17 protein-coding genes and 1 pseudogene are annotated in these 26,056 nt (G+C 61.1%); 13 read left to right on the forward strand and 5 right to left on the reverse strand.

All coding sequences use genetic code 11. The features are described from left to right. From ABHR63_RS08240 to ABHR63_RS08250, 3 genes are all read left to right on the forward strand, one after another. Positions 1-290, forward strand: a 290-nt coding sequence (locus ABHR63_RS08240) for an ATP-binding cassette domain-containing protein (protein WP_346965304.1), incomplete at its 5' end; no start/stop codon positions are given. 216 nt (positions 291-506) lie between these two features. Then, positions 507-728 (forward strand): type II toxin-antitoxin system RelB/DinJ family antitoxin, encoded by a 222-nt coding sequence (locus ABHR63_RS08245; protein ID WP_117757910.1) that lies wholly within the window; start codon positions 507-509, stop codon positions 726-728. A 50-nt stretch (positions 729-778) separates the two neighbouring features. Then, entirely contained in the window at positions 779-1,690 is a 912-nt protein-coding gene (locus ABHR63_RS08250) for a CPBP family intramembrane glutamic endopeptidase (protein ID WP_346965305.1), read from the forward strand. Here the strand turns inward: ABHR63_RS08250 and ABHR63_RS08255 are convergent. Continuing rightward, on the reverse strand, positions 1,687-3,822 hold the full coding sequence (locus ABHR63_RS08255; RefSeq protein ID WP_346965306.1) for a YgiQ family radical SAM protein: 2,136 nt from the start codon (positions 3,820-3,822) through the stop codon (positions 1,687-1,689). The genes ABHR63_RS08250 and ABHR63_RS08255 overlap by 4 nt on opposite strands. Positions 3,823-4,089: 267 nt before the next feature. On the opposite strand from ABHR63_RS08255, the gene ABHR63_RS08260 reads away from it, so the two are divergent. From ABHR63_RS08260 to ABHR63_RS08270, 3 genes are all read left to right on the forward strand, one after another. Further along, on the forward strand, positions 4,090-4,806 hold the full coding sequence (locus ABHR63_RS08260; RefSeq protein WP_346965307.1) for a YoaK family protein: 717 nt from the start codon (positions 4,090-4,092) through the stop codon (positions 4,804-4,806). A gap of 165 nt (positions 4,807-4,971) precedes the next feature. Beyond that, complete coding sequence (fucO, locus tag ABHR63_RS08265) at positions 4,972-6,138, forward strand: lactaldehyde reductase (RefSeq protein ID WP_346965308.1); 1,167 nt, start codon at positions 4,972-4,974, stop codon at positions 6,136-6,138. A 266-nt stretch (positions 6,139-6,404) separates the two neighbouring features. Next, on the forward strand, positions 6,405-7,424 hold the full coding sequence (locus ABHR63_RS08270; protein WP_346965318.1) for a M42 family metallopeptidase: 1,020 nt from the start codon (positions 6,405-6,407) through the stop codon (positions 7,422-7,424). A gap of 135 nt (positions 7,425-7,559) precedes the next feature. Here the strand turns inward: ABHR63_RS08270 and ABHR63_RS08275 are convergent, their stop codons facing one another. The 3 genes and pseudogenes from ABHR63_RS08275 to cysK form a co-directional block, all read right to left on the reverse strand. Further along, the gene (locus tag ABHR63_RS08275; RefSeq protein ID WP_346965309.1) at positions 7,560-8,933 is read right to left on the reverse strand and encodes a hypothetical protein; all 1,374 of its coding nucleotides are present in this window, start codon (positions 8,931-8,933) and stop codon (positions 7,560-7,562) included. A 153-nt stretch (positions 8,934-9,086) separates the two neighbouring features. After that, positions 9,087-10,190, reverse strand: a pseudogene (gene mnmA, locus ABHR63_RS08280) (tRNA 2-thiouridine(34) synthase MnmA); the annotation flags it as partial. 177 nt (positions 10,191-10,367) lie between these two features. Beyond that, positions 10,368-11,306, reverse strand: coding sequence for a cysteine synthase A (gene cysK / locus ABHR63_RS08285; RefSeq protein WP_152073603.1), 939 nt, complete (start codon positions 11,304-11,306; stop codon positions 10,368-10,370). Positions 11,307-11,559: 253 nt separating this feature from the next. Between cysK and ABHR63_RS08290 the strand changes: the two genes are divergently transcribed. After that, on the forward strand, positions 11,560-11,988 hold the full coding sequence (locus ABHR63_RS08290; RefSeq protein WP_152076787.1) for an RrF2 family transcriptional regulator: 429 nt from the start codon (positions 11,560-11,562) through the stop codon (positions 11,986-11,988). Positions 11,989-12,124: 136 nt separating this feature from the next. Here the strand turns inward: ABHR63_RS08290 and ABHR63_RS08295 are convergent, their stop codons facing one another. Beyond that, positions 12,125-12,490, reverse strand: a complete 366-nt coding sequence (locus tag ABHR63_RS08295) for a phage holin family protein (RefSeq protein ID WP_346965311.1) — start codon at positions 12,488-12,490, stop codon at positions 12,125-12,127. 324 nt (positions 12,491-12,814) lie between these two features. Here ABHR63_RS08295 and ABHR63_RS08300 point away from each other — a divergent pair, with 324 nt between their 5' ends. The 6 genes from ABHR63_RS08300 (at position 12,815) to dnaE (ending at position 26,003) form a co-directional block, all read left to right on the forward strand. Next, complete coding sequence (locus tag ABHR63_RS08300; protein ID WP_006235366.1) at positions 12,815-13,114, forward strand: YerC/YecD family TrpR-related protein; 300 nt, start codon at positions 12,815-12,817, stop codon at positions 13,112-13,114. A gap of 161 nt (positions 13,115-13,275) precedes the next feature. Continuing rightward, a complete protein-coding gene (locus ABHR63_RS08305) occupies positions 13,276-16,374 on the forward strand; it encodes a PD-(D/E)XK nuclease family protein (RefSeq protein ID WP_346965312.1) in 3,099 nt (1,032 codons plus the stop codon). 3 nt (positions 16,375-16,377) lie between these two features. Continuing rightward, entirely contained in the window at positions 16,378-20,010 is a 3,633-nt protein-coding gene (locus tag ABHR63_RS08310; RefSeq protein ID WP_346965313.1) for a UvrD-helicase domain-containing protein, read from the forward strand. Between the two features lie 136 nt (positions 20,011-20,146). Beyond that, the gene (locus ABHR63_RS08315) at positions 20,147-20,656 is read left to right on the forward strand and encodes a DUF3284 domain-containing protein (RefSeq protein WP_346965314.1); all 510 of its coding nucleotides are present in this window, start codon (positions 20,147-20,149) and stop codon (positions 20,654-20,656) included. A gap of 103 nt (positions 20,657-20,759) precedes the next feature. Then, complete coding sequence (locus ABHR63_RS08320; protein ID WP_346965315.1) at positions 20,760-21,959, forward strand: MFS transporter; 1,200 nt, start codon at positions 20,760-20,762, stop codon at positions 21,957-21,959. 240 nt (positions 21,960-22,199) lie between these two features. Then, positions 22,200-26,003, forward strand: a complete 3,804-nt coding sequence (gene dnaE / locus ABHR63_RS08325) for a DNA polymerase III subunit alpha (RefSeq protein ID WP_346965317.1) — start codon at positions 22,200-22,202, stop codon at positions 26,001-26,003. Positions 26,004-26,056: the final 53 nt, after the last annotated feature.

The raw sequence follows: 26,056 nt of genomic DNA on the forward strand, positions 1-26,056 counted from the left end.
CTTGCCCGTATCGTAGGCAATGCGCCGAATGCTCGCCATCGAAATTTATCGGTGGCCCACTTCAGACTGTAATGGGCGGGCAGCGCCGTCGCGTCGAGATCGCTCGAGCCCTGCTGTGCCCAGGCGACGCGGTGATTCTGGACGAGCCCTTTACCGGTCTAGATACCGCTGCGCGCGACGCATGCGCCGAGGTCGTGCTCGACTTGCTCGACGGCCGCATGCTGCTGCTTGCTACGCACGATGCCGCTGACGCTCGGGCTCTCAATATCTCGGACATCATCACGCTCTAAATACTCACTCAGCAACAAAATGATTCGTTTTTTCTCCGTCCCCATGGGGTCGGGTATGGTATTCTATCTGCGGGGTAATACTTAGGAATACCAAGTAATACCAACGCCGTAGAAACAAACTCCAGATGCGGGCCAATCGGGTTGCCTTCACAGCCCGTCGCCCAGCCGCGTGGCCCGCATCTATCCGCATCACCGTCGTTTCAAAAAGGAAGCGCCATGGCAGAACACATGACCCCGGTTGTCGCGAAGGTCTTGCCCGAGGAAAAGGCGGCCTTCGCGGCGGCAACCCAGCTCGTGGGTACCACGCCGTCCAACGCCATCCGCATGTTTATCGCCGCGTTCAATCGCTGCGGCACCTTCCCGTTCGACATCTCGCCCAACGGGGCTTTTGGCAAAGACTGTCCCCAACAGCTAGTCGTTGAAGAACGTCCCCAATGACTAGTCGTTGGGGACGTTCTTAAATGACTACCTGTCGGGAGGAGGTTGGCATGCTCAATGCGATGATTTGGGCGCTTGCCTGTTTTGGTGTCGTCGCTGCCGATATTGCCCTGAGCGTCGTTTTGTTCTCCGCCCTTGGCGTCGCATCGGTGTTCGTGGGTTTTTCGTTCGATGACCTCGACATTCAATTGCTTCAGGCCGTCGCGCAGACGGCATCGTTTTTGATGGCGCTGCTGTGGTGGCGTTATCTGTGGCCGCGTTCGTTTATGGCACGCCGGCAAAGCGAACATCCGCTCAGCGGGGGAGCGCGTGGGGCGTGGAAACGCATCGCCTGCGTTATCGTGATTGGCCTGACCCTGCAGGTGGTCGTTGGCTACGTGACCGACGCCGTGCTGTCGCTGTTGCCCGATGCCGCGGCCGACTACAGCGAGCTTGTCGAGGAAACAGGCATGGGCGATACCAGCTATCTCGCCGTCCTGACTACGGTGCTCGGCGCCCCATTTTGTGAAGAGCTGCTGGTGCGTGGCATTATTTTTGAGTTTTCGCTCCGAGCGTTCAATCCGCAGTGCCGCCCACTTTGGAAGCGCCGGCGCCGTGTGAGCGCGCAGGACGGCGCCATAGTGCCCTGGGCGGCCCCAAGCACGTGGGGTATCGCCGCGGCGATTGTGCTGCAGGCGGCAGTCTTCGGTTGTATGCACATGAATTGGGTGCAGGGTTGCTACGCGGGTGCCGCCGGCATCATCTTTGGCTGGGTGCTCGTGACGACCGGAAAGCTCCGCTACACGATCCTGCTGCACTTTGCCTTTAATGCCGGGTCGTATCTCATGACGTTGCTCTGGTTTGTGAACACGCCGTTCGACGTGGTAATTACGGTCGCTATCGCCGGTGTCATCCTCGTTGAGGCAATGCGCTCGCTGCGCTACACGTGTGGGATGGATACTGCGAGCGCACCGCTGCCCTAGTTGCGGCGTCCGCCGCCGTTGGCGCCCTGTCGTCCCTGGGCTGCGCGATTGCGCCCTGCGGTGTTTTGCGCACGCGACATGCCGCCGTGGCCCTTGCTGCCCTTGGGCCCCTTGCCAGCGCCGCCGCCATGCGGTTTGCCACCCTTCTTGCCGGTGCCATGCCCACCGCCAGCAGACGTCTCGCCCGGGCGCGGCGGCACGGGACGGATCAGGCAATGCTTGGTGTAGCCAATCAGATCGCGGCGGCCGGCCTTTTCCAGCGCCTCGCGCACGAGCTTGTAGTTCTCGGGCTTGCGGTACTGAATGAGCGCGCGCTGCATGGCCTTCTCGTGCGGGTCGCGTGCCACGTAGATCGGCTCCATGGTGCGCGGGTCCACGCCGGTGTAGTACATGCAGGTCGACATGGTGGACGGGGTGGGGTAGAAGTCCTGCACCTGCTCGGGCATGTAGCCCATGTCGCGCACGGCCTCGGCAAGGTCCACAGCTTCCTTCATCGTTGAACCGGGATGGCTCGAGATCAGGTATGGCACTACATACTGCTTGAGTCCGTATTCGCGGTTCAGGCGTTCAAATTTGCGGCAGAATGCGTCGTAGACGGCGCGGCTCGGCTTGCCCATCACGGACAGCACCGCGTCGCTCACGTGCTCGGGCGCTACGCGCAGCTGGCCCGAGACATGGTGCTCCAGCAGCTCGCGCAAAAACTCGTCCGAGGCGTCGGCCATGGTGTAGTCAAAGCGGATGCCGCTGCGGACAAAGACCTTCTTGACGCCCGGCAGCTGACGCAGGTCACGCAGCAGCTGCGTGAAGCCGCTTTCATCGACCACCATGTTCTTGCACACGCTCGGCCACAGGCAGCGCTTGTTCTTGCACACGCCGTGCTTGAGCTGTTTGTCGCAGGCAGGGCGGCTAAAGTTTGCCGTCGGTCCGCCCACGTCGTTGATGTAGCCCTTAAACTCGGGATCGTGCGTGAGTAGCTCGGCCTCACGCATGATCGAGTCGTGGCTGCGCATCTGCAGCACGCGGCCCTGGTGGAAGGTGAGGGCGCAAAACGAGCACTCGCCAAAGCACCCGCGGTTGGAGCTGATCGAAAACTTGATCTCGGCAAAGGCCGGCACGCCGCCTGCGGCATCGTAGTCGGGATGCCAATCGCGTGCGTAGGGGAGTTCTGCCACCTCGTCCATCTCGTCGGTGGTGAGCGTCGCCGACGGCGGGTTCTGCACCACGAACACGCCGTTGGGGTAGGGCTCTACCAGGCGATGTCCGGTGATGGGGTCCATGTTCTGCTGCTGCACGTTAAAGCTGCGTGCGTAGTTGAGCTTGTCGGCGGCAAGGTCATCCCAGCCGGGCAGCAAGTCGTAGTCGTAGACCTCGTCGAGCGAGCTGGTGCGGTAAACGGTGCCGTTGATATAGGTGATCTGGTCGACGGGCAGCCCCGCGTCGAGCGCGTCGGCAATCTCGACAATCGCGTGCTCGCCCATGCCGTAGATGAGGATGTCGGCGCCCGAGTCGAGCAGTACCGAGCGCTTGAGCTTGTCCTGCCAGTAGTCGTAGTGGGCCAGGCGGCGCAGGCTTGCCTCGATGCCGCCGATGATGATGGGGGCGTCCTTGAACGTCTGACGGATGAGGTTGCCGTAGACCGTGACGGCTCGGTTGGGACGGCGCCCCTCTTCGCCGCCGGGGGTATAGGCATCGGTGTGGCGGCGGTGCTTGGTCACCGAATAGTGGTTGACCATGGAGTCCATGTTGCCGGCACTGACGAGAAAGCCCAGGCGCGGCTCGCCAAGCACGGTGATGCTAGCGGGGTCGGTCCAGTCGGGTTGGCAGATGATGCCCACCTTGTAGCCGTGCGCGTCGAGGACGCGGCTGATGATTGCCATGCCAAAGCTCGGATGGTCCACGTAGGCATCGCCGCAGATATAGACGAAGTCGCACTGGTCCCAGCCGCGTGCATCCATGTCGGCGCGGCTGACGGGGAGGAACTTGTCGCGGCCCGGGCGCCAGGGGCGGACAGGCGCTGCCGGGGTATGTGCGGGGCGCGAGCCCTGGGCCTTGCCGCCAAGCTTTTGCTGCTGGCCGCGCTGGGCATGCTTGCCGTGCTGGTTGTTCTGAGCGTCCTGGGGCTTTTTTGCCACGATTCCTCCCATTGTCAGTATGCTGCTCGTAATTGTAACCAGTCTTTTTGGGACGGGGCTAAAAAGACTGGTGGAGTACACGAGCTGGCGGATCGGCACGTCGATGCGGGCGCGGTGCCGCGCCCGCCGTTTGTTTCCAGACTGTGTATCTGCGCGTTGGGGAACCCGTCTCGCGTGCGCGCCATGTTGTCAATGGGTTACAGTATGAACGGCGGCTATGTCTCCGCCAACGCACGAGAGAGTCGTCAACAAGGAGGATGCACGACGATGCAGCGTGCCAAACAGATATCGGAGTCTCTTGAGCTGGGCATCATCTTGGCGCTCGCCGGTGGCTTTATGGATGTGTATTCCTACATCGGCCGCGACCATGTTTTTGCCAACGCGCAGACGGGCAACATCCTGCTTGTGGGCGTGAGCATCTCGGAGGGCAACTGGGCGCTGGCGGGACGCTATTTCTTCCCCGTGGTGTCGTTTGCCGTGGGCATTATGCTTGCCGACCTGGTGCACGAGCGGTTTGGCAGTGTGATTCACTGGCGCCAGGTGACGGTGTTTTTTGAAGCCGTCATCTTGCTGGGCGTGAGCTTTATCCCGGGCGGCGATTTCAACCTGCTCGCCAACTGCCTCACTTCGTTTGCCTGCGGCATGCAAGTCGAGAGCTTCCGCAAGATCCACGGTCACGGCATCGCTACGACCATGTGCATCGGCAACTTGCGCAACGCGCTGCAAAACGTGGACGATTACATCATCACCCACAAGCGCGGCTTTTTGGAAAACGGCCTGCTGTACTTTGGCGTGATCTTTACCTTTGTGTTTGGCGCTGTGCTGGGCAACTGGTGTATTGAGCACATGGGCCTGCACGCAATCGTCGTGGCGAGCGTGCTGCTGTTTGTCGCGTTTGCCATCATGTTCATCGACCGCGAGCGCGACTTGCGTTTTCGCTGGAAGGTTGCGGCCGAGGCTTGGAAAGAGGGCTGTCGAAGGTAACCGAATGCGGCAAAGGGGTTGCCCCTTTGCCGCAGTATTTTTCATCTTCTGTTGAAACGCTTTAAAAAATTTGACGTTCTCACGTGTTTTTTGTTTCAAAAGCGTTAGTATGGGACTCATAGCGTGGGGCGTAATGGGTGCCCCGCACGCGATGGGAGGCTATCAATGGCTAATCGTTTCGTTCTCAACACTATTTCTTACCATGGCTCCGGCGCCATCAAGGAGATCCCCGGCGAGCTCCAGCGTCGCGGCTACAAGAAGATCTTCGTCTGCTCCGATCCCGATCTGGTCAAGTTTGGCGTTACCGCTAAGGTGACCGACGAGCTCGACGCCGCCGGCATCGCTTGGAGTCTCTACTCCGAGATCAAGCCCAACCCCACCATCCAGAACGTCAAGGACGGCGTCGAGGCCTTCAAGGCCGCCGAGGCTGACGCTATCGTGGCCATCGGTGGCGGCTCCTCTATGGACACTGCCAAGGCTATCGGCATCATCATCAACAACCCCGAGTTTGCCGATGTCCGTAGCCTCGAGGGCGTTGCTCCCACCAAGAACCACGCCGTGTTCACCATCGCCGTGCCGACGACCGCCGGTACCGCCGCCGAGGTGACCATTAACTACGTCATCACCGACCCCGAGAAGGTCCGCAAGTTCGTGTGCGTCGACACCAACGACGCCCCTGAGGTCGCCGTCGTCGACCCCGACATGATGGCTTCTATGCCTGTCGGCCTCACCGCCGCTACCGGCATGGACGCCCTGACTCACGCCATCGAAGGCTACACCACCAAGGGCGCCTGGGAGCTCTCCGACATGTTCCACTTTGAGGCCATCAAGCTGATCAGCGAGAACCTGCGCGACTCCGTCGCCGAGGCCAAGTCCGGCAAGCCCGGCTCTGGCCGTGAGGGCATGGCCCTTGGTCAGTATGTCGCCGGCATGGGCTTCTCCAACGTTGGCCTGGGCATCGACCACGCCATGGCTCACACCCTGTCTGCTCACTACGACACCCCGCACGGCGTCGCTTGCGCCATGCTGCTGCCGATCGCCATGGAGTTCAACAAGCCGGTTTGCACCGAGCGCCTGGCTAAGGTCGCCGTCGCCATGGGCGTTGACACCACGGGCATGAGCACCGACGAGGCCGCCGACGCCGCCATCGCCGCCGTCAAGCAGCTCTCCGCCGACGTGAACATCCCGCACGTCTGCGAGGCCATGAAGGCCGACGAGATCGAGGTCCTGGCCAAGGACGCCATGGCCGACGCCTGCTTCCCGGGCAACCCGCGCGAGGCGACGCTCGACGACGTCATCGAGCTCTTCAAGAAGATCTGCCCGGCTGCCTAACTTGGTTCGGCGGGCCCCTGCCCGTTAGCCCCACAATCGTCCTCGGACATGTCGGAAGCCCCCGCTGCGCACTTCGTGCGGCGGGGGCTTCCTCTGTCCCGCGGAAAGATTCTGGGGCTAACGGGCAGGGGCCCGCCGGCTCGTTATCGTGGCGGGCGCAGTTCTGGGGAGCTCGATGGGTCATCTCGCCAGGTAAAAAGATGGTTCGCGGTGGTATTGTTGCTGTGGGTTTAATTCGATATGAAAGGGTGACTTTGGTGTCCAAGATGGATTCTACGCTCTCCTATATTACTGACCAGTTGAAGGCGCTGACTTCTATTGCTTCGCCTACGGGCTATACCCGTGCGGCGACTGATTATCTGATGGAAACGTTGCGCGATATGGGCTTTGGGCCCGAGCGTTCTAACAAGGGCAATGTGCTCGTTGAGCTTGGTGGTGAGGGCGAGCCGCTCGTGTTGGCGAGCCATGTCGATACCTTGGGCGCCATGGTGCGCTCTATCAAGGACAATGGTCGCCTGCGTCCCACGACGCTCGGCGGGCATCAGTGGTCTACGGCCGATGGCGAGAACTGCACCGTTTACACGCGCGATGGCAAAGTCTTTACGGGTGTGGTCCTCAATACCGAGCCTTCGGCGCATGTGGCCGATGAGCCGGTCAAGACCATCGAAAAGAACATGGAAATCCTGCTCGACGAGAACGTTGACAGCAAGGACGATGTGCTCGAGCTGGGTATTCAGACCGGCGACATCATCGCTATGGACCCGCGCACCACGGTGACGGAGAGCGGCTACATCAAGAGCCGCTTCTTGGACGACAAGCTGTCCGCGTCGATTCTGCTGGGTTTGGCCCGCGCCGTCGCCGCTGGCGAGGTGACGCTTTCGCGTAAGGTTTCGCTGCTCTTTACCGTGTACGAGGAGGTCGGCCACGGCGGTGCCTTTGTGCCGGCCGACACGCGCGAGATGATCAGCGTGGACATGGGCTGCGTGGGCGACGACCTGGGCTGCACCGAGCGCATGGTTTCGATTTGCGCCAAGGATTCGGGCGGTCCGTACAACTACGACCTGGTAACCACGCTGTCCAACATCGCGCGCGAGCTGGAGCTCGATTACGCCATCGATGTGTACCCGCACTACGGCTCCGACGTCGAGGCAACGCTCTCGGCCGGCTACGACATTCGCCACGGCCTGATTGGCCCCGGCGTGTACGCGAGCCACAACTACGAGCGCAGCCACATCGACGGCGTGCGCAGTACCTACGAGCTCGTTCGCGCCTACGTTCAGCGCTAACGTTGCAGCGGCCTCGGCTGGCACAGCAGTACCGACCGAGGCCGCCTTCTGTAAGTTGCGGTGAAATGGGGACTGTTTAGGCGTTTAAAACCGCCAAACAGTCCCCATTTCACCGCAACTTAGGGGGCAGTGCTGTTATCTCTGCACGTGACGTAGCACCTCAACGGCGGCGCTTACCTCTATCGTGCGGCGCTCGAGACCGCGGCGGATGGCCTTGAGACGATTGCCTGCTGTTGCCCATGCGCTTTGTGAGAGGATTTCGACTGCTTCGTCGACGAACCCATCGAGATGCGACGCATCGAACCAATCGAACGAGTCAGCAAATGCTAGCTGAGTGGAAGGGTCCGGACCAAACGGTTTGGCGGCAAATCCAAACTCCCCGGCAACGAGCACGGCAGTTGGCACGTTGTACCACAGACAATTGCCACTATCGAACAGCGGTGCAGGCCGCATTTCCAGTGTGTCGACATTGCGGATGATGCCGAAGTTTCGCCAGTGGCGGTCACTGTTGGCCAGGAGGGCATCGCAGACAATCATCTGCGACATGGATTTTCTTACCGTAGCTTCGTCAGCCCCGTGTCTGCCAAGAAAGCGACAGTATCGATCGTATGTTGAGTTTCCTCGCTGGCCACCGAGTGCGTCCCTGATATAAGCGGCCGGCACATATTCCTCACGGCCATTAAGAAAGTCATCGCATAGGCATACGGGCTCGTCGAACATGCGCTCGACCGTATAGGGAACAAACTCACCTTTGGATAGCAGACGCCGATGTAGGGCTGTTGCAACCGCCTCGTTAAACGGTCGCTGATCGTCCATTCCGCATCCTTTGACCAGGATGCGAACACCATTGCGGATTATCCAAGATTTGGGGAGCTCGCCCTCGGACGTATTGTCAGGATTTTTGAGTCCGATGCCCTCAAGCCAGCCTGAACGATGCTCGGGTGCCGACCGTTCAAAATCGTTTTCGAAGTAATTGAGGTGCTGCCAATCGAGTCCATCGCAGTCGACCGGCCTTAGCCAATAGCAATCCGAAAGCGAAAAGCCCAGGCAACGAACGGGCACTTCAATACCGCTGTCAATTCCCAGCTCGCGATAGCGCGAGATGAGTCCGGGGCGGACGTCGGGCACCGACCGGTGACTCCACCACGTGTTGAGTGCTCGTTTATTTACCGTTGGAGAAGAACTCGAGCACGTGCCAAACGGCATCCTTAGTGCATCGAGTATGTCGGCAATTTCAAAGGAAAACTCGCGCGTTGGATCAAACGAGACATGCGCGACCTCGTGGTCGGCTGACATCAACGTGAACTTGCGCCCTACGTCAGCTGCGGGACGGCGCCCGCGCTTACGGACCTTTTGATAGCCAATCGCGGAATCGTACTCAACCATTTTCCGCCCACCGACGATATCGCACGCGAGCGTTCCCGATGCAGCCAGTTGCGATATGCGGGCCTTCGTAACGCCCAGCAGACGCGCTGCGTCACCCATGGATATATAGTTGGAAGTACTCATCTACCGCATCACCTCGTTAAGTATTCTAATTGTTTAATACTGAAAGCACAAACATCATAATACTTAACATAGTTGCGGTGAAATAGGGACTGTTTAGCGGATTGAAACGCTTAAACAGTCCCTATTTCACTGCAACTTATGAAGGGGATGGGGCTATTTGATGGCGGCAGTCACCGTACCGCCGCCCAGGACGACGTCGTCGCAGTAGACGACGACGGCCTGTCCGGGGGCGATGGCTCGTTGCGGCTCGTCAAAAGTTAGCAGCATTTGCCCGTCTTCCTCACGCGTAAGGGTCGCTGCCTGGTCCTTTTGACGGTAGCGGTACTTGGCACCTACGCGAATGCCGCCGGCGTCGAGCTCCGCCTCCATGCGTGCGTCCGGCGCGCTCCAGATCCACTCATCGGCCGTGAGGGCAGTGGCGGTCAGGTCCTCGCCCTCGCCCAGATGCACGGTGTTGTTGGCGGCGTCGACGCCCGTCACATACACGGGATGCGCCATCGCGACGCCCAGACCCTTGCGCTGGCCGATGGTGTAGCGCAGCGCGCCGTTGTGGCGCCCGACCACGCTGCCGTCGCGCCACACGATGTCACCCGGTGCAGCGGGATGTCCGCAGCGGCGCTCGATATAGCCCGCGTAGTCACCGTCTGGAATAAAGCAGATGTCCTCGCTTTCGGCCTTCTGGGCATTGGTAAACCCCTGCTCGGCGGCTATGCGGCGCACGTCGCGCTCTTTGTCTAGGCCTGCCAGTGGAAAGATCGTGTGTGCCAGGCGCTCCTGCGTAAGCGAATACAAAAAGTAGCTTTGGTCCTTTTTGGGATCTTCGCCGCGATGTAGCTGCCAGGTGCCGTCTGCCGCCTGGCTTGTTTTGGCGTAATGTCCCGTTGCTATGTAGTCGCAGCCCATGTCCAGCGCCGCATCGAGCAGCGCGCCAAACTTAATGTGGCGATTGCAGATAATGCACGGATTGGGCGTCAGCCCTTCCTGGTAGGCGTTCACAAAGCGCTCGATAACGCTGTGGTCGAACGTCTGCTGCAGGTCGAGCACGTGATGGGGGATCCCGATGCGCTCGGAAACTGCCTTCGCGTCGGCGATGTCGCGGTCGACTTTGCTCATGCCCGTGGCGGGGTCGGGTGCGGGGCAGGTGAGGCGCATGGTGGCGCCGACGCATTCATAACCCTGGCTTTTGAGCAGGTACGCGGTCACGCTGGAATCGACGCCGCCGCTCATGGCGACGAGCACGCGCTTGTTGTGCATGGGGAGGTTCTCCTTGGTGGCATGTGGCCAAAAAAGAAAAGCGGCGCGGGAGGCTGGTTCCGCGCCGCAGACATTGTAGCAAGTTCAGGCGTCCTGTGGGATACCCTGCCGGGATGAGCTCAGGCTGCCAGAAGAGGGGAAGACCGGCGTGCCTTGGGCTCTTCGACAAGTGACGGGCCCTTAGTCCTGGAACAGTGCTGTGGACAGGTAGCGCTCGCCGGTGTCGGCAAGCAGGGCCACGATGGTCTTGCCCTCGTTCTCGGGGCGCTTGGCCAGCTGCAGTGCGGCCCACACGGCGGCACCGGACGAAATGCCCACGAGCACGCCCTCCTTGTGGCCCACGGCGCGGCCGGTCGCAAAGGCGTCCTCGTTCTCGACGGGGATGATCTCGTCGTAGACCTGGGTATCGAGGACGTCAGGCACAAAGCCGGCGCCGATGCCCTGGATCTTGTGCGGGCCGGCCTGGCCCTTGGAGAGCACCGGGGAGGTGGCGGGTTCGACGGCGACGACCTTAATCTCGGGGTTCTGCTCCTTGAGGAACTCGCCCACGCCGGTCACGGTACCACCGGTGCCAACGCCGGCGACGAAGATGTCGACCCGGCCGTCGGTGTCGTCCCAGATCTCGGGGCCGGTCGTGGCCTTGTGAATGGCCGGGTTCGCGGGGTTCACAAACTGGCCGGCGATGATGCTGTTGGGAGTCTCCTTCTGCAGCTCCTCGGCCTTGGCGATAGCGCCCTTCATGCCCTTGGAGCCGTCGGTGAGCACGAGCTGCGCACCGTATGCCTGCATCAGCTTGCGGCGCTCGACGGACATGGTCTCGGGCATGGTGATGATCACCTTGTAGCCGCGAGCCGCCGCCACCGAGGCGATGCCGACGCCGGTGTTGCCGCTCGTGGGCTCGATGATGGTGTAGTCGCCGCCGCGCACGAGCTTGCCGGCCTTCTCGGCCTCGTCAATCATGTTCTTGGCGACGCGGTCTTTAACGGACCCGGCGGGGTTGAAATATTCCAGTTTGACGAGCACGCGAGCCTTGAGGTCCTCGTCGGCCTCAAAGTGGGTGAGCTCCAGAAGCGGAGTGTGGCCGATAAGCTGATCGATGGACGTGTAAACCTTGCTCATGGTGAACCTCCAAAGTGTTCAAGTTACTGGTTACCGTGCGGTGTTATGATGCGTCTAGCAGATAAACCCATAAAACTTATAGGTTGTTCGTTAGCCTGTTGGGAAGCATACTAGACACTAAAGCCTAGTAATGCAATAGGAAATAGGAGATTATTTCAAGTTGATTAACCATCTTGATCGGAACGGGTATTTTCAAAGCCAATTTTTCGGCTAGAATTTCAGCGGACTAAAAGACCGAAAGGCAGCACTCTATATGTTGGTTTCTACTAAGGGCAGGTACGCCCTGCGCGTTATGGTTGACCTGGCCGAGCACCAGGCGACAGGCCGTATCCCGCTTAAAGAGATTGCGGCGCGACAGGCGATTTCCGAGAAATATCTCGAGAACATCTTGGCTACGCTCGTGCGCGCCAATATGCTCTCGGGCATGCGCGGCAAGGGCGGCGGCTATGTGCTCACGCGCCCGCCCGAGCAGTACACGGTGGGCGAGATCTTGCGCCTGACCGAGGGCAGTCTGGCGCCGGTCGCCTGCTTGGATGGCGACTGTAAGGGTTGCTCGCGATCTGATGAGTGTCCCACGCTCGACGTGTGGAAGAACCTGGACAAGCTCATCAACGATTACCTCGATGGCGTGACGCTCGACCAACTCGTCGCCCCCAACGAAGGCTACGACTACGTCATCTAGTCCACCTGCCATTTGGGGACGGGGTGGAAATGGTAGATTTTCTTGCCCTCTGAGACTTGACAAATCAAAGGCCGCCCATTTTTTGCGATGGGCGGCCTTTGTTTTGGGTCGATATGACGGTTCGTATTGAACAGCTCTAGCCCTCGGCGATGCTGTCGAGAATACTGCGCATGATGGACACTAGGATGCTGCCCATAAAGGCCGAGCCAAAGCCGGCGATGGAGATGCCGACGCCCAACAGGTTGACCGACAGGTAGCTGGCGAGCTCCAGCATAAAGCTGTTGAGCACGAGCTGGAAAATGCCGAGCGTAATGATCGTGAGCGGCAGCGAAATGACCGTGAGGAACGGTTTGACGAACGAATCGACGATGTTGAGGAACAGTCCCACAAAGGCAAAGCAGACCCAGGTCTCGGCAAAGCCGAAGGGCTGAATACCGGGGACGAGGAACGTGGCGATCGCGATGGAGATCGAGGTGAAGAGCCAGTTAAGCATAAAGCGCATGGCGTGAATCCTTTCTTGCGCCGGGGTTGCCGGCGTCGCGTGAAGCGGCTTGCGGCGGCGACTTGGATGGTTGCGCGGGCGCGCCGCGGTGTTTGGACACCCATTGTCTCAAATACTCGTGGAGCTTACGTGCGCATTCGGTTTCTAAACGGCGTTCGTCCTGAAAAACGTGCCGCTGACAGAGAGTCCTATCGCTTTAGTTTAGTGGTGTGCTACACTGCTACGGGCAAATGCTCCATGCATTGTTTTATTGCATAGAACGGGCGAACGATGCCCGATGTCAGTATCAACTTCGATGCCTTTTGGCGGGTTTGGCGGTGATCGATGAATATCGAGAACATGTTTGACAAGCCTGATGTCAAGCAGCTGGTCCACGCATTTAGTCTTTTGGACGACGAGAACGATATTCAGGCGTTTTTAACCGATATCTGCACACCGCGCGAGATCTGCGATCTTTCTCAGCGCCTGCAGGTCGCGCGTTATCTGGATGAGGGCGAGCCCTATGTTGAGGTTCAGGCCCGCACCGGCGCTTCGTCCACCACGGTGAGCCGCGTGTCCAAGGCGCTTAATGGCGAGTACGGTGGCTATCGCAAGATCCTCATCAAACTGGAGGATGGCGAGTAGACCAGCGGCAAAAACGAATTGCGCAGAACCGTCCCTTCGGGGGCGGTTTTTTTGATCCCTTGGGGGCGGAGGAATCAAATCTGTTGGCGTGGGGCAAATCTGTCCGCGTGGGCGGGTAGGATGAATACATTGATTATTGCGAACGGTTTGAGTGGAGGACCATGCCTGTTCGAATCTATACCACCAATACCGGTACGAACTCGAGCGATGCCGAGGCATCGTTGCTCGCCGACTTGGTTGCCCGCCACGGGCGTGCCGTTTTGCTGGCGCCCTCGTTTGCCGAGCTCGATCTGTGCCGCCACGATGCTGCGGTTGCTGGCGCCTCGCTAGGTGTTGACTACAAAACCCCCGCGTCGTGGCTTCGTTCGCTGTGGGAGCTTATGGGCGATGGCCGCAGCTTCATCGACAACATGCAGCGCCAGATGCTGTTCTCGGACATGGTCGCCCGTCGCGACGATGCCGACCTGCAGCCGCTTTCGCGCAGTCAGGGCACGGTGCGCATGCTCGCGCGCATGGCCCGCGATGTGCTGCCGGGCGTAGCGGGAACGGGTGCTGAGCGCTGCTGCGGCGACGTTTGCCGGCCCGATCCCAAGAGCGACGCCGAGGCTCGCGTGTTCGAGCTGTTGAGTGCCTATGCGAGCGGCTTGGACCGTCGAGGCATGGTCGAGCCCTGCGAGGCGGCTGACCTTATGGCCGAGGTGCTGGCCGACAACCTTCCGGCGTGCGCCCGCGCGGTATGTGTGCGCGGTGTCACGTCATTTACGTATAGCCTGCTCGAGCTGCTGTCGGCCGTGGCGAACAATGGGGGAGAGGTTGTCGTGCTGCTCGCTCGCGAGCAGGCGGCGATGCGTGAGGAGCTGGCCACGGCCCTTGATGCCCGCGGCGTGCTGTTTGAGGCCGCGCCGTTGGGGGAGGGTGCCGCCGCGCCCCAGGCTGCCTCCAAGTCCGCCGCTCAGCCTACCTTTGTAGAGGTTGCCGGCCCTCACGCCCGCGCCCACGCCTATGTGGATGCAGTCGATGAGCTGGTAAAAACGTGTGAGGACGCCGCAGTCGACGGCGGTGTCGCGGCGTCCGCGGACCCCGTGCGCGTGCTCGTGGTGTCTGCCCGGGCGCCCCAACTGTTCGGTGAACTCGCTGCCCGTTTGGCGGCGCGTCATATTGCGGCCGAGACAACCGAGTTCACGGCGTTTTCCCAATCCATCGCGGGCAGGCAGTTCTCGGCGCTCGCCAATCTGATCGAGCGCATGAAGGCCGCCGACGAGGGCGCCGCCTCCAAGGCCGAGTGGTGGCCCGCGCCGGAGCTTACCGACTGGATTTACAGTCCGCTTTCGGGTGCCGATGCCGCCAGCGCGCGCACCTTCGACAAGAACATGCGCCTGTCGCGCGGCAAGACCACCATGGCCGTCAAGAGCCTGCTGCAGAGCGTGCAGGGCCAGGTCAGGTCCTCGCGCAAGGCTGCCAGTGATGAGAACTGGTTTAAGAGCGTGCCGTGCGTGGTCTCGGACGTGTTCCAAGCGCTGTGGCGCGACAAACCCGTGACGGCGCTCAAGGCCATGCTCGCCGTCGCCGAGGCGCTGCCCGATCGCGCCCTTGGAGGCCTTGACGGTCAGGCTCGTCGCCAGGCAGAGACGGCCCTGCTGCGCCATGCCGTCGACATCCTTATGAGCGATGCTCGCGCGCTCGACGTGTCACAGGCGGCGACCGTGCCCGTGCTCGACGGCGTTCGTACCAAGGTGGACAAGCGCAGCACCGCATACGATTACGAGACCTACGAGGTCGACCACACGCCGCGCGCCCAGGTGCGCTTTGCGTCGCTTGCCGATGCGGCGGCCCTGCGCCCCGACAGCTACGATGCCGTGCTGTTTGCCGACGTCGACCTGGACAGTTATCCGCTCTCACATGAGGAGGGCCCGCTGGCCACGCTGACGGCAGAATTAGATCGCAGCGGTGTGACGCTTGAGCCTGCCGCCTTGTTGCGCGTGCGCTTCGGCCGCGCGATGCAGGCTGCGCGCGGCCCGGTTGCGCTTGCCCGCGTGACGCACGATCGCCAGGCGCGCGAGTGCTATCCGGCGGCTGCGTGGACCGAGCTTCGAGCGCACGCCGAGGCCACTGGCGCCGCCAGGGTTTCGTTCGTGGGCGAGGGCGGTATCGTCGCCGATTTTGATCCAGCGGCGGGCGAGGGCATCGAGTGCAAGCGCGTCGCGTGCGAGGCTCCTCAGCATTTGAGTGAGGCGGCTGTGCCGTACCTGGTCCTGCGTCGTCGCGATGGCGCGGGCGAGAACGCGCCACTCGTGCCGCGTCTAACGTCCGCCTCGCAGATTGAGGCGTACTCGACGTGCCCGCTGTGCTGGTTCGTGTCGTATCGCGTCAAACCTCAGTCCATCGACGCGGGCTTTGGAAATATGGAGAAGGGCAACTTTGTCCACGATGTGCTGGAGCACCTGCATGCCCGCCTGCCCCAGGAGGGCATGGAACGCGTGACGCCCGAGAATCTGCCGCGCGCTCAGGAGCTGCTGCGCGAGGTCTTTGACGAGACGTTGGCCGAGCACGCCGGCAAGCGAGGCGCGGAGGGCCCGCTCGTGCCGCTCTCTGCGGTGGAGGAGCGCCAGGTGGCCGAGATCTTGCCGCAGCTGGAGGGCGTGCTTGCCTACGAGTCCGAGGCACTTGCCCCCTTTGCCCCGCGCTACCTGGAGTTTGCCTTCAACGAGCTCAAGGTCGAGTATGCCGGTTGGCCGCTTGGCGGGCGCATCGACCGCGTGGACGTGGACGCCGAGAATCGTGCCGTGGTGATCGACTACAAGCACCGCACGGGCGTTGAGGAGTTTAAGCTCGCCGACCCTACGGTGCGCGACGAGGAATCGGGCACGGCGCCCATCGACGATCCGCGCTGGTTGCCGCCACATACCCAAACGCTCATCTACGCCCAGGCCATGCGCCGGGCGCTGGATTTGGACACCCGCGCGGCGCTCTATTTTTCGACCAAGGGCGGCAAGCCGGCGTTGCGCGGTGCCGCGAGCGCCGAGCTGCTCGAGGAAGAGCGCGGCGACGGTCGCATCCCGGGCCTTAAGAAGGGCTTTCCGGGCGAAGGCGGCAGTATGGACTTCGACGCCCTGCTCGATCGCGTGGAGGCCGGCATCGCCGAGCGCCTGCGCGAGCTCGAAGCAGGCAACGTTGCCGCCGTTGATCCGACGTCGGCTCAGGCCGCGCATGCGCGCTGCCCGTATAACCACGAAGGAACGTTTGTAAGGAGGGACGTGTAGACCATGGATCTTTCGACTTTGATGCCGCAACAGCTGCAGATTGTCAAAACGCTCGACCGTTCGCTGTTTGTCTCGGCGGGCGCCGGTTCGGGCAAGACCTTTACCCTCACGCGCCGCATCGTCTACGCGCTCTCGCCCGAATCCGGTCCGTTCGTTGAGCATCTTGACCAGGTGCTCGCCATTACCTTTACCAAAGATGCCGCGGCCGAGATCCGTGACCGCGTGCGCCGCGCGCTCATCGACGAGGGCATGGACGAGGAGGCCCTGACCGTCGACGATGCGTGGATCTCGACCATTCACGGCATGTGCTCGCGCATCCTGCGCGCACACGCGTTGGAGCTGGGCATCGATCCCGAGTTCACGGTGCTCACCGATACCGACGAGCTCATGGATCAGGCTGTTGAGCATGTGCTGGGTCGCGCGACGGCACCCGATGCCGCCCCCGAGCTCGCGGCATCGCTCAAGGCCCTCTACGCCTGGTATCCCATGGCGGGCGAGGGCGGTCCCTTTGGCGCCGGCACGACCATCAAGGGTCTGGTGCGCGATCTGCTGGAGCTGTCGAGTCAGTTGCCGGGCGGTATGGACGATGTGCGCGTGGCGCGCGGCCAGGCCGATACCTCGGCACTCGCCGATGCCTATCGCGCGGCGCTGGGCGCAAGCAAGGCCGCGACCGAGAAGGCGCAGGTGGCGCTCGATGCCATCGACGCGTTCGAGGCGAGCGGCAAGACCATGGCCGATGCGGCACGACTCATGATGTCGTGCACCATACCGCGCGCGAGCAAGGCATTCCCCAAGGAGCAGGTCGAGCTGCTCAAGGCCGAGGCCGTCGATGCGTTTATCAATATCGTGCTTGCCTGCGGTGGCCCCGCGCTCGATGCACTGGTGGGCTTGGCCCGTTCCGTGGAGGCTGAGTACCGCGCGCTCAAGGCCGGCCAGTCTGCCCTCGACAACAACGACCTGCTCCGCATGGCATACGAGGCGCTGCGCGACTACCCGGCCATTCGAGCGGCATACGAGGGCCGCTTTAAGATGGTCATGATCGACGAGTTCCAGGATACCGACCAGATGCAGGTCGACCTGATCCGTTACCTGACGGGTGCGGGGGAGCGCGCGTTGTGTACCGTAGGCGATGCACAGCAGTCGATCTACCGCTTCCGCGGGGCGGAGGTCGAGGTGTTCCGTCGCCAGGAGCGCAAAGTGGGATCGACGACGGCGTCCGAGACGGGCGCCGCGCCAGATGTCCCCGCCGGCGAGCTCGTCAAACTCGTGCGCAACTTCCGCAGCCATGACGAGGTGCTGCGTTACGTGGCACGCGTCTTCGACGGCGATGACGGTGGCCTGATGCAGGGCTTTTTGGATCTTGAGGCGAGCGACGGCCGCAAGGACACGCTGGTGGCAGACGTCTCGCGTCGCCAGGCCCTCTTTGTTGCCGGCGGCAGTACGCAGGAGCGCACACAGGCCAAGGCCCGCGCGATCGCGGAGCGATTCCGCGCGCTTGCCGATGCCGGCCAGCCCCAGGGCGGTATGGTGCTGCTGCTGGGGCGCATGACCAATGCCGATGTCTACGCACAGGCGTTTCGCGACCAGGGGCTCGACTGCGTCATAGCGGGCGGCTCGGTCTTTGCCCAGGCTGCCGAGGTGCAGACGGTGCGTGCCCTGGTGTGTGCGCTTGCCAATCCGGCCGATACGGCGCAGGGCCTTATGCCGCTGCTGGCCTCGCCGATGTTTGCGCTCGGCGCTCAGGAGTTCTTGGCGCTGGCGACCAGGCTCGATAGCGAGACGGGGGAGACCTCGCGCCGCAATATCGATATGGGCATCATGAGCGATTCCGATGTGCCGGGTTTGCAGAACCTGCCGCTCGTGACGCGCGCCCGCGAGGTGCTGCGCTCCGCGCTTCGTCGCGTGGGTCGCGATTCGTTCGCGGCGATCGCGCGCGACGTGGTCAACGCCTCTGGCTGGTTTGTGCGTCTGGCGCAGCGTGGTCCCGAGGGCAAGGCCATCGCCGCCAACGTGCTCAAGGCGCTCGACGCCGTGGCCGAGGCGGAGGCCGAGTTCGGTAACTCGCCGCGTTCCATCGCGCTTGCCTTCGACCGCTTCCTGGCGGGCAAGGAGGCGCCGGGCGCGCTCAACGAGGAGGGTGACGGCGCGGTACGCATCATGACCGTGCATGCATCCAAGGGCCTGGAGTATCCGGTCGTGGCGGTTGCGGAGTGTTTTGGCGTGCGCAAATCGTCCGGTGCGGCACAGATGGGCCGCGTCGACGGTGGGGCGCAAGTCGTGGCGCTGCCGGCTCGTTTTGATGGCGTTACGCTTGCCGATGGGACCTTCGTGAAGGGCGATGACGTCAAAAAGCAGTTTGAACACGCGTTTAAGGGCAAGGGCACGTCACTGTGGCTGCCGCCAGAGCTCATGGAGGACGTCTGTGCGACGGGTTCTCCCGCCGAGGCATTTGCTCGCCTGCGCAACGACGACCTGCAGCTTTCGCTCGAGGAGCGGGCTCGTTTGCTCTATGTCGCCATGACGCGAGCGCGTGAGCTGGTGATCTTGGCGATGGATGCCGGCTTGAGCCGTGGCAAGCTGTGCGCGCCGACCTTCGATGTCGAGACCGATCTGACCTACGACGTGCTGCGCCGTATTCTGCCGACGGACGGCCTGGACATGCCACAGCTCGATGCCGACCGCCTGGTGTTCGACAACTCCCAGCCGGGCGACTACGAGCTTATCTCGCTGGCGGACTTTACGTTTGGCGAGCAGGCGTTTGAGGCCAACGCTTCACTGGATGCCGAGGGCAGACTTGTCCGCGGCGATGCGGAGCCGGAGGGTGCCGGTGCAGATGCCCGCGCCGCCGTTCCCGGTCCTGCCGACCCCGAGCCCGATGCGTTTGAGCTCGTGTATCCCCAGGCGGTGGGCGTGCGCATGGGCGCCTGTCCGTTCCCGGCGCGTGACTCGTATAGCTACTCGTCAGTCGCGGCGGCGCTCCATGCCGAGTCCGAGGACCGTGCCGCCGAGGCACACGTGCCCATGGACGAGGCTGGCGATGATGCCGAGTCGGATGGCTCGGAGATGGCCGATACGGACGTGGCTGCTGTCGAGCCCGCCGGCAATCCCATGGCCTTGGGTTCGGCCTTCCACGCCGCCTGCCAGTGGCTCATCGAGATGGGTGCCGATGCACTGCCCACCGCGCGCGCCGAAGCACTGGCGCGTCTGTGGCGCCTGACGCCGGAGCAGCGCGAGCGCTTCGACGTTGCCCTGGACCGCTGGCTCAAGTCGGCTGTTCGTGCCGACCTGCTCGCATGGCCGTGCGTTCGCGCCGAGGTGCCGTTCTTTTCGCTGGGTTGCGAGGACGAGGACATTGCCCGCTACGGTGCATATGCCGAAGGCGCCATCGATGCGCTAGCGACCGACCCGGCGGATTCGTCGCGCGCGCTGGTCATCGACTACAAGACGGGCGGCACACCGGACGAGACGCCGGAACAGCTGCAGGAGAAGCACGCCCTGCAAGCGCGCGTCTACGCTGATGTTCTGCACAAGGCGGGCTTTGAGGCCGTGACGGTCAAGTTCGTCCGCGTGGAACAGGCCGATCCAGTCATCTTCGTCGAACCCGCCGAACCCCAAGTGGTCACCTACAACCTCTAGCCACCTCAGGCTTTACGGTGCTATTTGGTTAGTTTTGCGGCCGTAAAGCCCTCAATCGTCCAAATGGCACCGCAACGCATGGGAGAGCTTGAGGCAGTACAATGGCTCGAACGGTTCAAACGAATAAGGAGCCATCATGCAGCTCACCAAAACGCTTAAGGTGACGCCGGAGGAGCTTTTTGACGCTCTGGCGGGGTCCATCATGCAGGATATCGAGAACGCCACGGGCAAGCGTCCCAGCCGCAACAAGCTCAACGGCTATAAGTACGAGAAGCGCGCCCAGTCCGCAAAAGGCAAGGCCAAGGGCACGGCGATCAAGGTTAAGATCAAGCACTTTGACTACCCGTGTCTCTATGAGGTCCGTTTTCAGTATGCGGCGGGCATCAATACCATGCGCTATGAGGCTGCACCTGCTGGCGATGGTGCCTGCGAGCTCACCTATACCGAGGATTTTCAGGGTGTGGGTGGCAACACGTCTGGCACGCGCGGCAAGCTCGGCCTCTTCTTCTATGAGCGCAAGCTCAAGAGCCACGCCAACCAGACGATTGATCAAATCGTCAAATACATCGAGGGTGAGCGCCGCGTAAAGGCTAATCCCGCCTTCGCCGATGATACTGCCGAAAACGCTTCGGATGTATTCCATTGATACCCTGTACAAAAGCTTTACCGCTCTTCACATCAACTGTGAACTCTTCAGGCTTCGAGTCGGTAGCGAACGGCCCGACAAAATCAGTTGATGGAAGTGCCAAATGAATAAGAATGCCGCTACGCAACTGCACATCTATTCCGCCTTTTTCGTTCTCGCGGGATTTGTTTTAAATCGGGGAGTGTTTCTACTTTTCCTTGCGGATAAAGGAATGTCTGTCACGGAAATCGCGCTTTATCAAGCCCTGTACAACATTGCAACGGTCGTCCTCGAGCTGCCAACAGGGCTGGTAGGCGATTTCTTTGGAAAGAAGTTCTCGATTCAAGTGGGCGTGCTGCTTCTTTTCTTCCATACGGCTGGCATGCTGTTGCTCTCAGGCCCCTTTCTCGTCGCGCTTTCCCTTGTTGAGGCACTCGCCTACTCCCTTCAATCGGGATCCGAACAAGCACTTTTATATGAAATTGCCCGAAATGCCGGTCAAGGAGAGCGTTTCCTCACCATCAACGCTCGGCTGCTTGCCGCGCAATCAATCGCGACGGGAGTGGCAATCGTACTTGGATCATTCATTGCCCAAGTATCTTGGAGTGCCCTCTACGTATGCGTTTCCGTTTTCTATCTCCTGCAGCTTTTCCTTCTGTATCCCATTGAGAGGATGGAAACGACCCATTCCAAAAACTCTGGGGAGGAAAGGTTTGACGTAGCCAAGATCTTCAGACGCGAAACCTGGTGCATTGGAGAATCCGCTTTTGCGGTGTTGCTTCTTCTAATCGGCACAAGCATGCTCGATGGATTCTATGGGAGTTATTACAACTTGAATCAGTTGGTATTCGACGCATTTGATGCTCCCGTCTCCATAATAGGAATCTTTTTCGGTGCATCCTATGCAGTAAATGCGACGGCCTACATTGCAGCAGATTTCTTCTCATCGCGTTTCGGGAAAAGAAATACCATGCTCGGCTCGATGCTAATCGAGGCCGGTCTTTTCATGATTCTTCCGTGGTTCGCTTCAAATCCGCTGTGTTTGCTTGGCCTTAGCATGGTGCTTTGTTTTCTCCCAGAAGTGGTGTACATCACTTCGGAAAACTTAATCCAAGACGCGATAGCGGACGATCTCCGCGCGACGATCCTTTCCGTCGCGTCTCTGGTAAGGGCTCTCTTTTCCGCAATGTTTTTCTCCATATTTGGATATGTGTTGGGGTTATATCCCATTCAGATAGCGCTCGGTGTTATTGGCGCAATCGCGATAGCAATTACCGCCGTTGTTTCTTTAAAAATGGTAGGAATACAGGTCTCCAAGAATTGATATATCGATTGACGAGCTGCCCGAGGCGTCGAGCCTTCTTGATGGACATGACTATTCGTCACACATCATTCCGTGCATCGCCGGGGTTCCAGTAATACTCGATATATCAGGATGCCCTCATTCCCCTTTCTGAAGGTCCCAAAAAGACTGCACGTGTGGGTTTGGCTAGGTTCGGGTGCCGTCCGCGCCGTGCGGTAAAATCGTTCAGTCAGAACACGAACCCGCATCGGAGCTCATCACATGGCATTCGTCCATCTGCACAACCACACCGTCTTCTCCATGCTCGACGGCGCTACCCGTATCCAGGATATGGTCAATCGCGCCGTAGAGTTGGGTATGCCCGCCGTGGCCATTACCGACCACGGCTACATGTATGGCGTGCCCGACCTGGCACTGGCCTGCGACGCCGTCAACCACAACACGCCCGAGTACAAAACCTGGAGTCACGACAAGTCCTTCTTGGAAAAGGACCGCCGCGACGAGCTGGTGGAACCCGATCCCGAGTCCAGCCCGCGCGAGCATGCCCAGTATGTGAAGGACATGGCCATGTGGGACGAGAAGGGCAACATCGACGAGCTCAAGCCGCCTCTGGTCATCAAACCCATCTTTGGCTGCGAGGTCTACTTTACGCCGGACGAGACCCTCGCCCGCGACCATAAACCCGAGCTCTACCACATGATCCTTCTGGCCAAGGACCAGGAGGGCTACGTCAACCTGATGCAGACGGTTTCCGAGGCCGCCGTGCAGGGCTTTTACTACAAGCCGCGCGTGACGCTCGACAACCTGCGCCGCCACGCCAAGGGTATGATCTGCACGAGCGCCTGCATCGCCGGCATCATCCCCAAGTACATCGACCGCGGTGACATGGAGGGCGCCATCAAGTGGGCCGAGACCTTCCGCGACACCTTCGACCCCGGCGACTTCTATATCGAGATTCAGGAGCACGGCATTACCACCGACAACGGTCTGACCGACGAGCAGATGGACCGCACGCTCATCGATATCGCCAAGCAGGTGGGCGTCAAGGTCATCGCCACCAACGACTTCCACTATCTGCGCCGCGAGGACGCGCCCGTGCAGGACGTCATCATGTGCATCGGCATGAACGCCAAGGTCGACGACCCCAACCGCATGCGCATGACCGGCTCGGAGTTCTACATGAAGACCGAGGAGGAGATGCGGGCGATGTTCCCGTATTGCCCCGAGGCCTGCGACAACACGCTCGAGATCGCCGACAAATGCTACGTGGAGCTGGACTGGGACTCCATCATCCTGCCGCGCTTTCCGTTGCTCGATCCCGGCGAGACGCACGAGAGCCAGTTCCGCCGCGAGTGCGAGAAGGGCCTGCGTCAGCACTACGGCGACGACTGGGCTACGCGCGAGATCGGTGGCGTCAACATCAAAGAGCGCTTTGAGTACGAATACAAGGTCATCTGCGACAAGGGCTTTGCCGCCTACTTTTTGATCGTCGCCGAGTACGTGCAATGGGCCAAGGACAACGGCATCGGCGTCGGCCCCGGCCGTGGCTCGGCCGCCGGCGCTATCGTCGCCTACGCCATGAACATCACCGCGTTCGATCCGCTCGAAAACGGCCTGATGTTCGAGAGGTTCCTGTCCCCGCAGCGTACCGAGATGCCCGATATCGATATGGACTTCGACGATGAGCGGCGCCTCGAGGTCGTGGAGCACGTTCGCCAGCTCTATGGCCCCGAGAAGGTCACCCACGTCATCACCTACTCGACCATTAAGGCCAAGCAGGCCATCAACGATGCCGCGCGCGTCCTGGACTACCCAGTCTACATGGGACAGCGCCTGTCCAAGATGGTCTCGAGCGACCCCAAGGTCAAGCTCAAGCAGGTGCTCGACAAACAACCCGGCAAAGAGGATCTGTTTAACCCCGACTTTGCCGAGGCCTATAAAAAGGACGACGACGCCCGCCGCATCATCGACACGGCGCTCTCGATCGAGGGCCTCACCCGTGGCGAGGGCGTGCACGCGTGCGCCGTTCTGATCTGCCGTGACCCCGTCAACGAGCACGTGCCCACCAAGCTCGACACCAAGGGCGGCGTCGAGATTACCCAGTACGAGGGCCATACCGTCGCCGACATGGGCCTGCTCAAGATGGACTTCTTGGGCCTGCGCACGCTGACGGTTATCTCCAAGGCCAAGGCAAACATCAAAAAGAACTTCGGTATCGACATCAAAGAGGAAGAGATCCCCTTTGACGACCCCGAGATCTTTAAGCTCATGGGCTCCGGCCACACCGCCGGCGTCTTCCAGGTCGAGTCCGCCGGCATGACGGCCACGATCAAGAACATGAAGCCCACCGAGTACAAGCACGTCGTGGCATTGATCGCCCTGTACCGCCCGGGCCCGCTCGGCGCCGGCATGGTCTCGTCCTACATCAACCGTATGAACGGCAAGGAGCCGGCGGTTTCCTACGACGACCGCCTGGACGACATCCTGGGCGAAACCTACGGCACTATGGTCTACCAGGAGCAGGTTATGCTCATCTCCGTCGAGATGTGTGGCTTCTCCAAGGGCGAATCGGACTCGCGTATCCGTAAGCCCGTGGCTAAGAAAAAGATCAAACTACTCACGTCGACGGTGCTCCACTGGGAGGATGGCTCGGACGAGACCACCTACGACCACTGGATGAACGGCGCTATCAAGAACAACTACACGCGCGAGGTCGCCCAGAAGATCTGGGACGATGTTCTCGAGTTCGCGTCCTACGCCTTTAACAAGTCGCACTCCGCCGGCTACGCCATTCTGGTTATGCAGACGGCATGGCTCAAGGCGCACTATCCACACGAGTACATGGCGGCCGTCCTGACGTCCTATACGGGCAAGACCGACAAGATCGTTCATTACGTCTCGGCGTGCCGTCACGACGGCATCCCCGTGCTGTCGCCAGATGTCAACGAGTCCGGTACCGAGTTCACGGCTACCAAGGAAGGCGTGCGCTTTGGCCTGGCCGGCATCCGCGGCGTGGGCACCGGCGTGGCGCAGACGATTATCGCCGAGCGCGAGGCGGGCGGCCCGTTTAAGACGCTGCACGACTTTGTCGAGCGCGTGGACTCGAGCCAGGCCAACCGCCGCGTGATCGAATCGCTGATCAAGGCAGGCGCCTTCGACTCCACAGGCTATCCGCGCCGCCAGATGATGCACTTTGTGGACAAGAACAACCCCGAGAACATCATCGACGCCGCGGTGAAGCGCCAGAAGGACCGCGCGAGCGGCCAGACCTCGTTCTTCGATATGTTTGGCGACGTTGAGGGCTCGGGCTTCGAGGTCAGCGTGCCCGATCCGGACGGCCAGGAATGGGACCGCCACCTCAAGCTGAGCCAGGAGAAAGAGGTCCTGGGCATCTATGTCTCGGACCACCCGCTGCGCCCGTTTGAGTATGCACTAGCCAAGGCGCGCGACTTCTCGTTCTCGCAGATCGACACCGGCTACGAAGTTCAGAATCCTACGGGCGGCACCATCAACCAGGAGATTCCCGAGGGTAAGGCGCTGTGGTGGGCCGGCATGGTCTCGAGCGTGTCCAAGCGCGTGACCAAAAACGGCGACCCCATGGGCATCGTGCAGCTCGAGGACATGGAAGGCGAGGCCACGGTCGTGGTGTTCCCTAAGACTTACAAGGAGGCCGAGGGGTATCTGTACGGCGAGGTCGATCCCGAGACCGGCGTGCAGCTGTCTGACGCGTTTGTGCGCATTAAGGGCAAACTCGAGCGCTCGGACCGCGGCGACCAGATCATCGCGCAGGAGATCGTGCCGCTCGAGCTCAACGAGGAGAACAACAAGCCCAAGGTGTTTGAGGTCATGGTGCCCAACAGCCGCTTTAGCCAGGGCAATATGGCGCGCCTGGCCACAGTGCTCACCACCAACCCGGGCGGCGACCGCGTGGAGATCTTTATCGAGCAGGTGGACGGGCGCGTGCTGCGTGCCGAGGTACCTGCCAAGGTCAACGCGCGCTCGATTCCGCTGCTGGCCGAGGCCAAGGCCATCGTGGGTAACCAGGGCAGAGTGACGGTTATCTAGGGACGGCGTTGCTGAGGGGTAGCTAATTTGGGACGGGGCTATTTTAGCTACCC

Origin of the sequence: Collinsella aerofaciens (assembly GCF_039752775.1) — a bacterium.
In the GTDB taxonomy this organism is placed as follows: Bacteria; Actinomycetota; Coriobacteriia; order Coriobacteriales; family Coriobacteriaceae; genus Collinsella; species Collinsella aerofaciens_R.